Raw genomic sequence first — 16,816 nt, 5'->3', positions numbered from 1 at the left:
CGTGATGAAGGGATTCGAACCCAGCCTGTTCGACAAGCTGTTCGACGGGGACGGCCCGGCGCCGCACGCGCTGCGGCGCCTGTCCGTCGAGGAAATCAAGGAAACCGTCGCGCGCGACATCGAGGCCCTGCTCAATACCCGCATGGTCTTCACCGAGGAGTCGCTCAAGCGCTATCCGAACTGCCAGCGGTCGATCCTGACCTACGGGCTGTCGGATTTCTCCGGGCTCAGCCTGGCCAGCCACTACGACCGGGAATTCATCTGCCGGTCGCTGGAGCAGGCCATCGCCCGCCACGAGCCGCGCTTGACGCACGTGCGCGTGGTGCTCCAGGTCGACAGCCGCGCCACCTCGGTGCTGTATTTCGCGATCACCGCGATGCTGGACGTCGGCCCGGCCCATGAGCCGGTGACGTTCGACGCGACCTTGCAGCCGTCGACGCTGCAGTATTCGGTCAGCAAGGGCTGGGCCAAGGCCGCGGCGGCCGCCTGACAACATAAACGCACGCGGGCGCCGGCGGCCAGCCGCCGGCGAGGAAGGGAAAGATGGAAGAACTGCTGCCGTATTACGAACGCGAGCTGGGGTTCCTGCGCGGCTCGTCGCGGGATTTCGCCCAGCGCTATCCGAAGATCGCCGCGCGCCTGGGGCTGTCGGGAGAGACCTGCGAGGATCCGCACGTCGAGCGGATGATCGAATCATTCGCCCTGCTGGGCGCGCGCATCAACAAGAAGCTGGACGACGACTATCCGGAATTCACGGAAGCGTTGTTCGAAGTGATGTATCCGCATTACCTGCGGCCGTTTCCGGCGTGTTCGATCGCGCAGTTCGACATGGGCGGGGTGGCGGCCCAACTGACCGCGCCGGTGCGCGTGGCGCGGGGCACCGAATTGAAATCGCACGCCGTGCGCGGCGTGGCCTGCCGCTTCCGCACGGCCTACGACGTGACGCTGGCGCCGGTGGCCATCCGCCAGGCCACGTTCGCCTCGACCGCCAACGCGCCATCGGCCACGCAACTGCCGCCGGGCGTGACCGGCCGCCTGTCGCTGACGCTGGCCTGCCTGGCCGAAACGCAGAGCTTCGCCACCTTGGCCGTGGACCGCCTGCGGGTCTATCTGCATGGCGAGCCGTCGTTCGTGGCAGCGCTGCGCGACTGCCTGTTCCTGCGCACCGCGGCGGCCTACATCGAGACCCAACCCGGCCGCTGGAACCGGCTGCCGGACGTGCCGCTGGCCCAGGTGGGACTGGCCGAGGACGACGCGCTGATCGATTTTCCGGCCAGCTCGCATCCGGCCTACCGGCTGCTGGCCGAGTACTTCGTCTTTTCCGAAAAATTCAACTTCGTCGACATCGACCTGGCGGCGCTGCGGCGCGCGGTCGGGCCGCTGCGCGAATTCACGCTGCACCTGCCGGTCAAGGGGCTGCGCGCCGATTCGAATACCGCGCGCCTGCTGGAATCGGCCTCGGCCGACAACTTCCGGCTGGGCTGCACGCCGGTGATCAACCTGTTCGAGCAGCGCGCCGATCCCATCCGCGTCACGCATGCGGCGGCCTCCTACCCGGTGGTGGCCGATGCGCGCCGGGCCTACGGCTACGAGGTCTATTCCATCGACCGCGTGCGGCTGGTGCGGCAGAACGCGCAGGGCGATTCGGTGGTGGAGTTCCGGCCGTTCTATTCGCTGCACCACGGCGAGACGCCCGAGGGCGCCAGCCATTACTGGACCGCGCGGCGCGATTCGATGGTGGCCGAGCGCAGCCCGGGCTACGAAATGGAGATGTCCATCGTCGACATCGACTTCAATCCGGCCCTGCCGCAGACCGAAACGCTGAGCCTGGAGCTGACCTGCACCAATCGCGACCTGCCGTCGCACCTGGCGGTGGGCCAGCCCGGCGGCGACCTGTTCCTGGAAGGCGGCTCGGTGGCGCGCGAGATCCGCATGCTGCGCCGCCCGACCCATACGCACCGCTTCCAGCAGGGCCGCGCGGCGCACTGGCGCCTGATCTCGCACCTGGCGCTGAACCACCTGTCGCTGGTGCACAGCGGCCTGCCGGCCTTGAAGGAAACCCTGCGCCTGTACGACCTGTCGCACGCGGCGGTGGCCGCGCGCCAGATCGAAGGGCTGGTGGGGCTGGACTACAAGCCCGCCACCCACTGGATGCCGGGCGAGCCGTTCGCGACCTTCGTGCGCGGCATCGAGATCCGGCTGACGATCAATGAAGAAAACTTCGTGGGCACCAGCCTGCATGCCTTCGTGGCGGTGCTCAACCGCTTCTTCGGCCTTTACGTGCACGCCAACAGCTTCGTGCAGTTGGTGGTGCTGTCGCGCCGCGGCGCGGAAGAAATCCTACGGTGTCCCCCATGCAACGGCGACGCGATCCTAGCGTAATCGAATCGCTGCTGGCCGAGCCGCAGCGCTTCAAGTTCTTCCAGGCCGTGCGGGTGCTGGAACTGTGGTTCGCACGCCAGGAAGGCACGCGCGCCAGGAATGCCGTGCCGGCGCACCTGCGCTTCGTCAACTCGTCGTCGCTGGGTTTTCCGGCCAGCGAGATCGCGGGGCTGACCGCCTTCGACAAGAACGGCCAGGCCCTGCACGACGCCGACGCGCGACTGGCGGCGCTGGCCGCCGGCACGCTGGGACGGGTGGAGATCGAGCCGGCCTTCTTCGGCCTGCTGGGCGGGCAGGGCGCCTTGCCGCTGCATTACTCCGAGATCCTGAGCCACCGCGAAAGCGCCACGCGCGACCGTGGCGCCCGCGCCTTCTTCGACATCTTCTCGAACCGGGCCGCGGCGCTGTTCTACGCGGCCTGGAAGAAGTACCGCATGCCGCTGCGGCACGAGACCGAACAGGACCATCACTACCTGCCGCTGCTGCTGGCGCTGGGCGGGGTAGGGCATCCGGCGCTGCGCGACCGCCTGCATGCCGGCGAGGGCCGCGTGTTCGACGAATCGCTGGCGCACTACGCGGCGGCGGCGCGGCAGCGGCCGGTGTCGGCCGCGTACCTGCAGCGGGTGCTGGCCGACTATTTCCAGGTCAGCTTGCGGGTCGAACAGTTCGTCGGCCGCTGGTACCACGTGCCGCCCGAAAACCGCACCCAGTTGGGCCGTCCCGGCGCGGTGCTGGGCGTGTCCGCCATGGCGGGCGAGCGCATCTGGCAGCGCGACCTGCGCATCCGGCTGTGGATCGGCCCGCTGTCCAGTTCGGCGTTCGCCGATTTCCTGCCCGGCGGCGCCCGCGCCCAGGCGCTGGAGAAACTGCTGACGATGTTCGGCGGGCTCAGCTTCGAATACGAGGTGCGGCTGGTGATGGCCAAGGAGGACGTCGCCGGCAGCGCGCTGGGCGGCGACGCCGAGGGCGGCGGCGCGCGCCTGGGCTGGAATTCCTTTCTTTGCACCGAACCGTCGGCGTCGGATCGCGACGACGCCAGCTACGAACTGCACACCATCCACTGAGAACAAGACAACCCAGAACATGGCCACTCCCCTGAAAACCCTGATCGGGAAACTGAACCAGACCTGCCGCCAGGCCGCCGAGCGCGCCGCCAGCCTGTGCATGGCGCAAGGCCACTACGAGGTGGACCTGGAACACCTGTTCCTGGCGCTGCTGGAAAAGCCCGCCAGCGATTTCAGCATCGTGGCGCGCCGCAGCGGCATCGAGGCCTCGGTGCTGGAGGCCGACCTGAACGCCGAGATCCGCGGCTTCAAGAACGGCAATACCCGCACCCCGGTGTTTTCGCCGCACCTGCCGCGCCTGTTCGAGCATGCCTGGCTGATCGCCTCGTTGGACACGCAGACGACCCGCATCCGTTCCGGCCACCTGCTGTTGGCGCTGTTGACCGAGCCGGATCTGGCGGCGCTGGCGCGGCGCGGCTCGCGCCTGTTCGAGTCGTTCCGGCTGGAAGAGCTGAAGCACGATTTCGCGGCCCTGACGGCCGGCTCGGAAGAGGCCGGCCAATCGGTGGCGCTGGGCGACGACGCCGTTCAGGGCGAGGCCGCAACGCCCGCGGCCGCGCTGTCCAAGACGCCGGCGCTGGACCAGTACACCACCAACCTGACCGAGCGCGCCCGCGAAGGCAGGATCGACCCGGTGATCGGCCGCGATGCCGAGATCCGGCAGATGATCGACATCCTGACGCGGCGGCGCCAGAACAACCCCATCCTGACCGGCGAGGCCGGCGTCGGCAAGACCGCGGTGGTCGAAGGCCTGGCGCTGCGCATCGTGGCCGGCGACGTGCCGCCGGCGCTGGCCGGCGTGGCGCTGCGCACGCTGGACATGGGCCTGCTGCAGGCCGGCGCCAGCGTCAAGGGCGAGTTCGAGAACCGCCTGAAAAGCGTGATCGACGAGGTCAAGCAAAGCCCCACGCCCATCATCCTGTTCATCGACGAAGCCCACACCATGATCGGCGCGGGCGGGCAGGCCGGCCAGAACGATGCGGCCAACCTGCTCAAGCCGGCGCTGGCGCGCGGCGAACTGCGCACCATCGCCGCCACCACCTGGAGCGAATACAAGAAGTACTTCGAAAAGGACGCCGCGCTGGCGCGGCGCTTCCAGGTGGTCAAGGTGGAAGAACCCAGCGAGACGCTGGCCGCCAGCATGCTGCGCGGCATGGCGCCATTGATGGAAAGCCATTTCGGCGTGCGCATCCTGGACGAAGCCATCGTCGCCGCCGCCCGCCTGTCGCACCGCTACATCAGCGGCCGCCAGCTGCCGGACAAGGCCGTCGGCGTGCTGGACACCGCCTGCGCCCGGGTGGCGCTGGGCCGCAGCGCCACGCCGGCCCTGATCGACGACGCCCGCCACCGCCTGGCGCGCCAGGAAACCGAGCGCGCCGCCCTGCGCCGCGAGGCCGCCGCCGGCGCCGCGCAATCGGCCCGCCTGCGCGAACTGGACGAAGAGATGGCCGCCACCCGCCAGCAGCTGGCCGACGCCGAGGCGCGCCTGGCCCAGGAAAGCGAGCTGGTGCGGCAGATCCACGCGCTGCGCGAAGAGCTGGAAGCCGCGGGCCAGGAACCCGAGTCCGAAACCACCGGCAAGCGCCGCGGCGGCAAGGCCGCCGAGCCGACGCCCGCCCAGGTGCAACTGGCCGAGTTGCAGCAGCAACTGCGCGCCCTGCAGGGCGAGGCGCCGCTGGTGCCGGCCTACGTGGATGCGCAGGTGATCGCCGAGATCGTCTCGGCCTGGACCGGCATCCCGCTGGGCCGCATGGTCAACGACGAAATCCGCACCGTGCTGGAACTGCAGCCGCTGCTGGCCGAACGCGTGATCGGCCAGGATCACGCGCTGCACGCCATCGCCCAGCGCGTGCGCACCGCGCGCGCCGGCCTGGAAGACCCGAACAAGCCCAAGGGCGTGTTCCTGTTCGTCGGCCCCTCCGGCGTGGGCAAGACCGAGACCGCGCTGGCGGTGGCCGACATCCTGTACGGCGGCGAGCGCAAGCTGGTCACCATCAACATGAGCGAATACCAGGAGGCCCACAGCGTCTCGGGCCTGAAAGGTTCGCCGCCCGGCTACGTCGGCTACGGCGAAGGCGGCGTGCTGACCGAAGCCGTGCGGCGCCAGCCCTACAGCGTGGTGCTGCTGGACGAGATCGAGAAGGCCCATCCCGACGTGCTGGAGCTGTTCTTCCAGGTGTTCGACAAGGGCGTCATGGACGATGCCGAAGGGCGCGAGATCGACTTCCGCAACACGCTCATCATCCTGACCTCCAACGTCGGTTCGTCGACCATCATGCAGGCCTGCCTGAACAAGACCGCCGAGGAACGGCCGGATCCGGACGCCTTGCAGGAACTGCTGGCGCCGCAGCTGTACAAGGCCTTCAAGCCCGCCTTCCTGGGCCGCATGAAGACCATTGCCTACTACCCGGTGGATGACGACGCCCTGGCGCGCATCATCGGCCTGAAGCTGGCCCGCATCGCCGAGCGGGTGCAGGCCAACCACCGCGCCGTGTTCGATTGGGACGACGCGCTGGTCGAGGCCGTGCTGGCGCGCTGCACCGAGGTCGACACCGGCGCGCGCAACGTCGACCACATCCTGAACGGCACGCTGTTGCCGCAGATCGCCGAACAGGTGCTGGGCCGCATGGCGCAGGGCGAGGCGATTGCGCGCATCCGCGTCACGGCCGGCAAGAACGGCGACTTTCGCTACCGCCTGACCTGAGCCAGGAGCCGCGATCATGCCCCAGGATTCTTCCGGACTGTCCCGCCTGTCGACCGCCGGCATCGCGCAGGCCAACCGCCTGCTGGACCTGCGCACGCCGCTGGGCGATAACCGCCTGGTGGCCGAGACCCTGTCGGCCACCGAACAATTGAGCGGCGGCGCCTATCGCCTGGAGATCACCGCGCTGTCCGACGACGCGCATATCCCGCTGAAGGCCCTGATGGGCCAGCCCGTCACCCAGCGCCTGCAGACCGCGCTGGACCGCGAGCAGCCGCGCCTGTGGCACGGCCACGCCACGGCGGTGCGTTTCCTGGGCGCCAATGGCGGCCTGGCGCGCTATGGGCTGACCGTGGAGCCGTGGCTGGCGTTCCTGCGGGCGCGGCGCGACAGCTTCGCCTACCAGGACAAGACGGTGATCGACATCGTCGACAGCATCTTCGGCGACTACAAGGGCCAGGGGGCGCTGGCGCCGCAATGGCGCTGGGAAGTGAAGGACCGCGCCGCCTACGCCAAGCGCAGCCTGGCCATCCAGTACCGCGAAACCGACTACGCCTTCGTCGAGCGCCTGCTGGCCGAAGAGGGCCTGTTCTACTGGGTCGAGCACGCCGACGACGGCCATACCCTGGTCATCGCCGACCACAACGGCGCCTTCAAGCCCGGCCCGCAGGCCAGCGTGCGTTTCGCGCGCGCCGACGTCACCGAAACCGAAGACAGCATCCAGCACTGGAGTCCGCGCCAGCGCTGGCAGACCAACGCCGTGCGCATGGCCAGCTGGGACTACCGCAGTGCCCAGGCGCGGCCGGTCTCGGCGCAGGCGGACGCCGGCAAGCTGGCCAACGCGATCGAGCTGGTCAGCGACGACTATCCCGGCCAGTACGCCTACGAGGACAGCGCGCAGGGCGAGCGGCTGGCGCACAATGCGCTGGCCGCGTTGCGCGTGCGCCAGCAGAGCATCGAAGGCGCGGGCACCGTGCGCACGCTGGCGCCGGGGCAGCGTTTCGAGCTGACCGGCCACTACCAGCAGGGCGGCGCGTCCGCCTTCGTGGTGATCGCCATCACGCACCAGGCCCGCAACAACTTCGACGCCGACCTCGGCCGTGCCGTGAGCGAGGCGTTGGGGGGCGGCGACAGCGACGACGCCGATTTCTATCGCAACGCCTTCACCTGCATCGGCAGCGACACCGAATTCCGCCCCGCGACGCAGGATGGCCATGGCGTGCGCCTGCACCCCCGTCCCACTGTGTTCGGCGCGCAGACCGCCCTGGTGATCGGCGCCGAGGAACCGGTGCACACCGACCGCGATCACCGCATCAAGGTGCAGTTCCATTGGCAGCGCGGCAAGGCCTCCAGCAGCCGGATGGCGCATCCTTCGGGGGAAGAGAACGCGCCCGCCAAGGATGAACTGGGCACCTGGGTGCGCGTGGCCGAGCCCGTCGCCGGCGGCGACTGGGGCGGCCATTTCGTGCCGCGCGTGGGCCAGGAGGTGCTGGTGGAATTCCTGCATGGCGACATCGACCGGCCGGTGGTGGTGGGCGCGCTCTACAACGGCGAGGGCGCCGAGGATGCCTCGCACAACAAGGTGCAGGCGGGCGGCGCCAACGCCACTGGCAATGCGCCGGCCTGGTTCGCCGGCGCCAACGAGGGCCACGCCCACAACGCGGTGATGTCCGGCTTCAAGACCCAGGCCCTGGCCAGCAGCGGCGCCGGCACCGGCGGCTACAACCAGCTGGTGCAGGACGACACGCCGGGCCAGTCGCGCCTGACCGCCTCGACCACCCAGGCCGATGCGCGCCTGAACCTGGGCCACGTCAAGCAGCAGCGCGACAACGAGCGGCTGCAGGATCTGGGCCATGGCGCCGAGCTGTCGACCAAGGAGGCCGTGGCGCTGCGCGGCGGCTCGGGGCTGCTGCTGAGCGCCGATCTGCGCGAGAACGCCGAAGGGCCGCTGCTCGACAGTGCCGAGGCCTCCAAGCAGATCGAGGCCGCGCTGGAAGCGGCCAGGGAACTGGCCGACGTCGCGGTCAGGCAGAAGGCCATCCTGGACGGCGACCCGCAAGCGCTGCCGGCGCAAGAGGGCCTGCAACACATCCTGGAAGTGGTCGAGGCCACCCAGGACGATCCCAATCCCCAGGGAGCCGCCGTCAAGGTGGCGGCCTACAGCGAACCGCACATCCAGGTCAGCGCGCCCAGCGGCATCGGCCAGTACACGCCGGCCAATGCCTTTCTGGTGGCCGGCGCCACCTTCGCGCAGATCGCGCCGGACGTGAACTGGGCCAGCAGCGCGCACCTGGCGGTGGGCGTGGCGGGCGGCGCCTTGCTGTTCACGGCCGGCCACGCGGCCGGCGGCGGCCGGCCGGTCAAGGACGCGGGCCTGCGCTTGCATGCGGCCGGGGGCAAGCTGCGCCTGCACAGCCAGGACGCCAGGATGACCCTGAGCGCCGAAAAAGCCGTGACCTTCGCCTCCGCCGGCGCCAACGTGCTGGTCGAGGGCAAGCAGCGCGTGCTGGCCACGGCCGCCGGCGCCTATCTGCGGCTGGAGGGCGGCGGCATCCAGCTGCATGCGCCGGGCAAGGTCGAGTTGAAGGCCGGCGCGCACAGCTGGGTCGGGCCGCAGACGGCCAGCGGCAACCTGGCCCCGCCCTCGGGTGAATTCAAGGATTGCCCAAGCAAGGTCAACAGCGCCGCGGCGGGAGGGTCGGCCTTTGTTTGACGGCGACTTTCCGCGCGACGCGGACCGGGCCGCCGTCTCGCGGCTCTACCAACAACTGCTGGCCGCCGCCTCGGGCCTGCCGCAAGACCGGCTGTACGTTCTGGTCGACCCCACCATCGAGGATCCGCTGGCCCATGCCAGGCGCCGGGGGCAGGCCGTCGCGTTGCCCCTGGATCGCAGCCGCTTCCTGGCCGAACATTGCCCCTACCTGCTCGAACTGGGCGAGTTCGGCCGCGACGATGCGATCGAACTGGCCGTCGAAGCGGCGTGCGCGGCCGCCGGCCCGGGCCGGACCCATCGGCCGATCTGCGGCTGGATCGCCAGCCCGGTGGCGCCCGCCGCGCTGGCCCGGCATCTGGCGCGCATGGCGCGCTGCCTGGTGCCGGACCGCGCCGACCCCGTGACGCTGCGTCATTGGGACCCGCGCGTGGCCGAGGTATTGGCCGAAGTGCTGTCCGAAGACCAGATGGCCCAATGGCTGGCGCCGGTCCGGGCCTGCTGGCGGCCGGGCCGCGCCGCCGGCGAGCTGGCGCTCCAGTATGAACGGTCGGCGGCCGCTGGCGCGCCGCAGGCCGGTCCGGCGGCGCCGCTGGTGCTCGATCGCGCGCAATGCGCCGTGCTTGAACGCGCCGGCTGGGTCAACCAGGCGCTCGACGCCCTGGCCGAGGCTGGCCACGACATGGGCGAGTCCCGCCTGCGCGCGCGCGCCGACCGGCTGGTGGCGCGCGCCCAGGCGCGCTGGGGGCTGGAGACGGACACCGACATCGTCGACTACGCCTTGCACGGCCTGCTGGTGCACCCGCATTTCGACCAGCACCCCGACATCCGCCACGCCATGGCGACCATGCAGGCCAATGGCATCGCGGCGGTGGCGGCCTTGAACGACATCACGCAAGAACAATGGAACCGCGTGCGGCAATGGACCGGCGCGGCATCCGAATCGAAGCAGACAGAGGTGAGGGATGGCCGAGCTTTCTAACGCGCGCTGCGCCGCCGCGGCGAATACCTGCGGCGAAACCAAGGGCAAGTGCATCAACTGCGACAAGCAGGGCGGCGTGGCGATCATGCCGCTGGTGCCGGCGCCGTTGCCGCGCCCCATGGTGCGCGAAGCCTGGGCCAATAGCGAGCATGGCGGCGCCAGCAATACGCAATGGGAGATTCCCGCCCATCGCATGTACAGCACCTGGCTGGAAAAAAAGCTGAACGCGCACGCCAAGGTGCGGCTGTTCGATCCGCGCTTCGACCCCGCCGGGCTGCCGGTGGAAACCTATTTCGTGCGCGTGCCCGCCGCCGGCTACCTGTACGTGCTCAAGCAGGACAAGACCTGGGACGGCTACCTGCTCGACAAGAAGGGCTACTACCGCAAGATCCCGGTCGCCAAGATGCCGGAAGACGCCGAGACCACCAAGCCGCTGTCCGAGGCCTGCTCGTCGGAGGGGCACAACAACACCGCCACGCAGTTCATCACCATCGATCACGCGCGCAGCCCCAAGGTCTGGATCGCCTACAGCCGCTACGTCTGGGACAGGGAGACCCGCAAGGATTACGAAGACGACAAGGACGGCTGCCGCACGGCCCGCATGACCGAGCTGAACGTCAAGGACATTGCCGACGGCAAGGTGGGGCCGGGCAGCACCGCGCCCAACACCTGCAAGCTGACCATGCCCGACATCACGGAGATCGTCGCCGACTACGCGCCGGCGGACGTGCAGCGCTGCCTGAACGCGGGGCTGCACAACCCGCTGCAGCTGCGCGCCGAGCCGGAACCGCAGTTGTTGACCGCATCCATGTGGGGGGTGAATTCGAAGCTGCCGGCGTTGCAATGGGGAGTGGGACTGGTGCTGCCCGATCCGGTGGGGATCGTGCAGGAACTGAATCTGCGGCGCAATATCGCGGCCGCGCGGGCGTCGGTGCTTGAAGGAGCGCTCGATCCGGAGCGCGCCCGCAAACGTGTCATCGCCGATATCATCCAAGGCATGTGCCTGAGCGCGAAGGCCAATCCAGGGCCGTTCTGGGCGGCCAATTATGGGCCGGAGCGCTACGAACGGAACATAGACACCGGGGCATGGAAGGCGGCGCTTGCGGACAGTGAAGGCAAGACGTCCTTGATGTCGCAGATAGAGAACCTGAGCGCGTTATTCACGACCTGGATCAAATGCCAGGGTTGGAAACAACAGCAGCGCTCCGATTTCTGCGACCGGGATGATATGGCCGGGGTGCGACGCGAACATATGGCGGCGTCTTGCGTTGCCGGCTCGGGCCAGACCGAAAGGGAACGCGTGGAGGTCTGGGCGGAACTCTGGAAGCTGTCGGTCGATGATCCGGACAACTGGTTCTATCGAAGCTTGTCCGCGGGCAATTCGGATCTCTACAAGCTGCTGGCGGACACGGGTTCGGTCGACGAAGCCGGTTCGATCATCAGGGCTGCCTATGCGATGGTGACTCCGTATATGGAAGGCGGCGCATTGAAGATCGATAATCTGCGCGAAGCCTTGAGAGCCAAACGGCGCTATAACGAGGCCACCGCCACGCTGGTGGATACCGTGACGGGGCAGTTGGTCAAGCTGATGATCAATGATCCCAAGACGTACAACCGGCTCATGCGCGGCATCGCGATGACGCTGGTCACGCGTGACGACTTGCTGGTCTCACCGGCGGTGCTGAAGGGGCCGTTGGCGGAGATCAAGAATCTGCTGGAAGAAGCCGCGACCAAGCCGATAGAAGGTCGCGCGCCGATACGTGTGGGCGGCGCCTTGCCCGCTGGCAGAGGCTATCTGGCGCAGGAAGGCAACCTGGGCCAGCGCGGCCTGAGCCTGTCGGAAACAATGGGGCGCGGCGTGTATCTGGATTTGCCCGAGGACAGAATGACGATCTCCGCCGTGGTCGCATTCACCTTCAAGAAGCTTGCCCAGGGGGAAAAGCTCAGCCGCTCCCTTGCGGGAGGCACGCCCCTGCAGGAAATCGAATTACCGTTGCGTGAACAGGCCCGGGTGAACCCCTATCTGAACGGCCGCGTTGCATTGACGGGGAACCTGGCGTCCACCGCCCTGGGCTCGGGGATCATGTTCTTCCAGGCGCAAGGCGCCATCAACGCGTTGGCGGCGACGCTCAAGGAAGGCGCCTCGATAGAGGACAGAATGACGAGCGGCGCGGGCGCGACGGCAAACATCGTTGCCACGGTCAGCATCGGTTTCGATTTGGCTTCCTCTATCGGCGCGCTGGTTTCCAAGGAGGTTTCGCTGAAACTGATGCGGCAGGGCGCCAAGCTCGGTTTGGCGGCCGGCATTCTGGATGGCTTGGCGACCGCCTATGGGGCATACCGCAAGCGGCAAGCGGGCAACAATACGTCGGCGTATTGGAGTACGGCCTCGGCGCTGGCGACCGTGATATCGGGGGCGGCAGGCTATGGGGCGACGATGGCGGTGGCTGGCGGAGGTTCCGCCTTTGCGGTCCTGGGGCTGTCGCTGGGACCGGTCGGCTGGACCTTGCTGACGATCGCTGCGCTGGGAGTCGCTATATGGACCGCGGTGAACGCGGCGGGAACCGACGATACCAGTCGTTTGCCCGTGGAGTATTGGCTTGATAATGGCGTGTTCGGCAAGCGTGCGCAGCTTGGCAACACCGACAACAACCCCTTCGCCACCAAGGCAAGCGCCGGCAAGCGCGGGGCGCCGGCCATTCCGTTCGCCAATCTGAATGACGAACTTCAGGCGCTGGAACGCATTATCCTGGTGGCCAGTGGTTACTTGATGAAGGGCGCGGTGGGGAACGGGTATTTCCACGCCCATTACAACGTTACGGTCCCGCTATATTCTGATGACACGCGGGTCACGATCGAATTCTATAGGAACGATCGGGACGGAAAGAAGGTCTTCCGCACCATGAGCGCCGGGAAGAACGCGACGTTGCCTGCGGTACAAAGCGGATCCTCTCTTGTTCCTGCCCCGGGGTTCAGGAACGAGCAAATGACCATTGATCCAATCAGCAAAAGCGCCAAATTGACAGGCTCTTTTCAGGTGTTTCTGGGCTTGCGTGGATTCTATTGCATGAAGGTCCATTATTGGCCGAATGAAACCCAGCGGCCCGGAATGGAGACGGGGTTTGAGTCGGGGGTCTACGTTGACAACTACTAGGAAAAAAAAACAAAAAAGAGATCTGGAGGCATTGCCGGAGCGCAGCGGCGCTTGGGGATGGCTGTTGTCGGAACGGTCAGGCGCACAGCCGGCGGCTGACGGCATGGTTACCGAATTGACGCCTGCCTGTTTGCGCTTGACGGGACCTTTCGAGGCCTCGCGCGGCTACGTGGCATGCGTTTCGTTGGCGGCCGCGGTTGGCCTGACTTTGCTGTTCCTCACCGCGCTCGTCGATCTCTACAGGGGCAGAACCACCCTGGAAACGGGGCTGGCCGTCATGATGACGGGTTATCTCGTGTGTGCCCTGGTCGGCTGGGTCTGCGCTTACCGATCCATTTTTTCGCCCATCCAGGAGACCACCCTGGTCAGCCGGCCGTTACGCCGCTTGTATGCATGGGAAAAACGGACCGGCTGGACGTCGGTCGACTTTGATCGCGCGCAGGCCTACGTGGGCAACTATCACGTGGTCACCACGACCGGGGCGGGCGCGGCCTATCCATTGCGTGTCGTCGAGATCGCGCCCGATTCGCGCCGCATCCTCAAGGGCGTGGCGCTTACCGCGCCCTTTGATCGTCCGGAAGCCGCGGCGCAACTCTGGGAGTTCATCCGCTTGTACATGGACGCCGAACCCGCGGCATTGCCGCCGGTCGCGTTGGTGCCGGATCATCGCGTCAACGCCTACGCGTGGATGGACAGAGAACTGTTTCCCTACGCGATCGATCGTCACCACAGATTGGTGCGGCCGTTCGCGTTCTGGTTCTTCAGCGGCGCCTATTACCTGCCGAATTGGATGGAGTGCTGGATTCGCCGATTCGGACGCCGCCCCGCGCTGCCGGCGGAATTGGCGGCGGTGGCGGGCTGGCAAGGCGACAACCCGTATCGAATCGTCCCGCCGACGCAGGAAGAACTGCTGGCGCGGGCCGGGAATCTGCCGTCCATGAAAAGGCGGTGGCGGCTGGCGAGTATTTTCGGTTTGGCGCTCTGGGTTGCCCTGCCGCTGTTTTTCGCGGGCGTCGTGGTGTCCAACTGGTAGGCGGGTATTGACGGACGTCGGTTCCACGCCGGCGGCATGCATTCGATGAGCGGAGCGCGATCGATGGGATGTTCGGAATCGGTGGCAATGACGGCTGAGCGGCATGACAAGGTGCGCAAGCTGGCCGGCAGGATCGCGGGGCTGCGCCGCGTCAGGCGCTCGCGTGATTTCGTGATGGAGCAGTTGGGCGGTGGCGTCGGCGCGACGGCGGTGCGCCAGCGCCCGCTCGAGAGTGGGGCGTCCGATCGATGAGGAAAACCAGAGGCAGGGCGGGCATCACCATGGTCCCGGAGAAGAGCGGGGCATGGGGATGGTTGTTGCCCGCGGGCTCGCAGCGCGCGCGCAGCCCGGAGGACTCCTCAGTGCTGTACAACGTGGTCGAAATCAATCCCGCCTGCCTGCGTCTGGTCGGTCCTACCGAGAATGTGCGTGGCCTGGGCATCGTCATGACGATCATGTTCAGCCTGATGCTGCTGCTGATCGCAACCCAGTTCATCCTGTTCTACGACACGGCCACGCGCGGCTACGGCGAGTTCCTGGCGTTCGCCGGAGGCGGTTCGTTGCTGGGGCTGTTCGGGCTGTGGCGCGCCTACCGCGCTGCGTCCGCGCCCATGCAGTACACCGCCATCATCAGCCGACGGCTGCGGCGCATCTACGCCTGGAGCAGAAAGGGCGGCTGGATATCGGTGGACTACGACCGGGCCGTGCCATACATCTGCAGATTCAGGCTGGTGGCGCCCACGGGCGCGTCCGCGCCGGTCTTTCCCTTGCGGGTCGCCGAACTTGAGCCGGACTCGCGCCGCATCGCGCGCTTCGTCGCACCGATCCGGACTTTTTCGTCGCGCGAAGCCAGCGCCGGCGCCTGGCAGTTCATCCGGCGCTACATGGACGAGGATCCCGCGGCCGTTCCTCCCGTGGTCCTGGTGCCGGATCATCGCATCAATGCCTTTGCGTGGATGGACCGGGAACTATTCACGGACGAGATCGACCGGCAGCATCACCCCGCCGGCCTGTTCGACGGCTTCACGTTCTGGATCATGGCGGGGACGTACTACTTGCCAAACTGGATGGAATATTGGACGCGCCGCTACGGCAGACGGCCGCCGCTGCCCCCCGAGTTGGCCGCCGCCCTGCGGTGGGAAGGCGAGAACCCGTACCGCATCGTGCCGCCCACGCCGGAAGAGGCGCTGGCCATGCAAGGCAAACTTCCCCACATGAAAAAGCGCTGGCTGCACGCCAGCATCCTGGGGGTTCTGATATGGGGCGTGCTGCCGTTGTCATTCGTGCTCGGGACGGCATGGACATGGATATCATCATCAAATTAAATCCGGGTAATATTGACGAATAATTTAATCCGGGTAAAAATTGCATCCTTCTCCAACCCGAAGGATGCAAGGCATGACCCGATTCGAGCTGAACACCGGCGCCACCGCGCCGCTTGCCGATGAAACCGACCTGACCGACCTGCCGGTGACGGGCACGTTGCCGCCCGAGCTGGACGGCGCGCTGGTGCGCAACGGTCCCAACCCCCTGCGCGGCCGTTTCGAGGGCAACGACGTGCTGTCCTGGTGGCCGCAGCCGGCGATGCTGCACGCCATCACCTTGCGCGACGGCCGCGCCACGGGCTACCGCAACCGCTGGGCTCGCACCCGCCTGTGGGCGCGCGAATACGCGCCCGCGCTGACCGCCGACCTGCCCGACACCAATCCCAACGTCAACGTGCTGCGCCATGCCGGCGAAACCCTGGCGCTGGCCGAAGGCGGCGCGCCGCTGGCGATGACGGCGGGGCTGGACTTCCTGGGCGCCAGCGGCCGCCATCCCGGCCTGGCGGGCGGCATGACCGCGCACCCCAAGATCGATCCCGCGACCGGCGAGTTGATGAGCTTTCGCGCCCACTGGGAGCGGCCCTGGCTGCGCTATGGCGTGGCGGATGCCCACGGCCGGCCGCTGCTGGACCAGCTGATCGAGGTGCCCGGGCCGTCGATGATGCACGACATGGCCATCACCGCCCGCCACAGCATCCTGCTGGACCTGAACGTGGCCTACGACTTCTCGATGCTGTCACGCGGCTACCGCATGCCGCTGCGCTGGCACGACGAGCGGCAATCGCGGCTGGGCGTGATCCCGCGCCACGGCGGCGCGGCGCGCTGGTTCGAGGTGGCGCCGTGTTTCATCCAGCACGTGGTCAATGCCTACGAGGCCGACGACACCACGCTGGTGCTGGACGTGGTGCGCTATCCGGAATACCTGCGGCTGTCGCGTGACGGCGCGGGCTTCGAGGACAGCCCGTTGGGGGTGCTGTGGCGCTACGTGATCGACCTGGCCGGCGGCGGCGTCAGCGAGCGCCAGCTGGACGACGCCGGCATCGAACTGCCGCGCATCAACGATGGCCGCACTGGCCACGCCTACCGCTATGCCTACGCCGTGCATCAACCCAACAATCGCGAGATGCGCGGGGTGGTGCGCTACGACCTGGAGACCGGCGCGCGGCAGCGGTACGAGGTGCCGCCGGGCGACCAGAACAGCGAACCCGTGTTCGTGCCGCGCCCCGGCGCGCAGTCGGAGGACGACGGCTGGGTGCTGGTGTGCGTCTATCGACAGGAGGGCGACCGCAGCGACGTGGTGGTGCTCGATGCCCGCGACCTGACGGCCGGGCCGCTGGCCACGGTGCGCCTGCCGCGGCGGATACCGGCGGGTTTCCATGGCGCCTGGCTGCCACGCGAGGCGGGCTGAAGGCGAGGGCGGCGCGGGGGCGGTCCGCGCCGGGAGGCCGCTTGAGGGCGCGCGCCG

The 16,816-nt window shown here is 67.9% G+C and carries 11 protein-coding genes; all 11 read left to right on the top strand.

The window, feature by feature from the left end; all coding sequences use genetic code 11:
* The first annotated feature begins 4 nt into the window (after positions 1-4).
* The 11 genes from tssE (at position 5) to AT699_RS16070 (ending at position 16,759) form a co-directional block, all read left to right on the top strand.
* Positions 5-490, top strand: coding sequence for a type VI secretion system baseplate subunit TssE (tssE, locus tag AT699_RS16115; RefSeq protein WP_006384075.1), 486 nt, complete (start codon positions 5-7; stop codon positions 488-490).
* A 53-nt stretch (positions 491-543) separates the two neighbouring features.
* A complete protein-coding gene (gene tssF / locus AT699_RS16110) occupies positions 544-2,382 on the top strand; it encodes a type VI secretion system baseplate subunit TssF (RefSeq protein ID WP_024069111.1) in 1,839 nt (612 codons plus the stop codon).
* Entirely contained in the window at positions 2,346-3,446 is a 1,101-nt protein-coding gene (tssG, locus tag AT699_RS16105) for a type VI secretion system baseplate subunit TssG (RefSeq protein ID WP_173720672.1), read from the top strand. Before tssF ends, tssG begins: the two co-directional genes overlap by 37 nt.
* A gap of 19 nt (positions 3,447-3,465) precedes the next feature.
* Entirely contained in the window at positions 3,466-6,150 is a 2,685-nt protein-coding gene (gene tssH / locus AT699_RS16100) for a type VI secretion system ATPase TssH (protein ID WP_024069109.1), read from the top strand.
* Between the two features lie 16 nt (positions 6,151-6,166).
* Positions 6,167-8,860: a type VI secretion system Vgr family protein gene (locus AT699_RS16095; RefSeq protein WP_024069108.1), complete on the top strand. Its 2,694-nt coding sequence runs from the start codon at positions 6,167-6,169 to the stop codon at positions 8,858-8,860.
* A complete protein-coding gene (locus tag AT699_RS16090; RefSeq protein WP_024069107.1) occupies positions 8,853-9,839 on the top strand; it encodes a DUF4123 domain-containing protein in 987 nt (328 codons plus the stop codon). Before AT699_RS16095 ends, AT699_RS16090 begins: the two co-directional genes overlap by 8 nt.
* A complete protein-coding gene (locus AT699_RS16085) occupies positions 9,823-12,993 on the top strand; it encodes a toxin VasX (protein ID WP_024069106.1) in 3,171 nt (1,056 codons plus the stop codon). Before AT699_RS16090 ends, AT699_RS16085 begins: the two co-directional genes overlap by 17 nt.
* 103 nt (positions 12,994-13,096) lie before the next feature.
* Positions 13,097-14,026 carry a hypothetical protein gene (locus tag AT699_RS16080; RefSeq protein ID WP_006384084.1) on the top strand — a complete coding sequence of 310 codons (930 nt, stop codon included), beginning with the start codon at positions 13,097-13,099 and terminating at the stop codon, positions 14,024-14,026.
* A gap of 63 nt (positions 14,027-14,089) precedes the next feature.
* Positions 14,090-14,278, top strand: a complete 189-nt coding sequence (locus tag AT699_RS31560) for a hypothetical protein (RefSeq protein ID WP_145964681.1) — start codon at positions 14,090-14,092, stop codon at positions 14,276-14,278.
* 110 nt (positions 14,279-14,388) lie between these two features.
* Positions 14,389-15,351, top strand: a complete 963-nt coding sequence (locus AT699_RS16075) for a hypothetical protein (RefSeq protein WP_024069103.1) — start codon at positions 14,389-14,391, stop codon at positions 15,349-15,351.
* A gap of 73 nt (positions 15,352-15,424) precedes the next feature.
* Complete coding sequence (locus AT699_RS16070; protein WP_024069102.1) at positions 15,425-16,759, top strand: carotenoid oxygenase family protein; 1,335 nt, start codon at positions 15,425-15,427, stop codon at positions 16,757-16,759.
* Positions 16,760-16,816: the final 57 nt, after the last annotated feature.

The organism is Achromobacter xylosoxidans (assembly GCF_001457475.1).
Classification (GTDB): domain Bacteria; phylum Pseudomonadota; class Gammaproteobacteria; order Burkholderiales; family Burkholderiaceae_B; genus Achromobacter; species Achromobacter xylosoxidans.
This window is presented reverse-complemented; position numbering and strand designations above follow the sequence as displayed.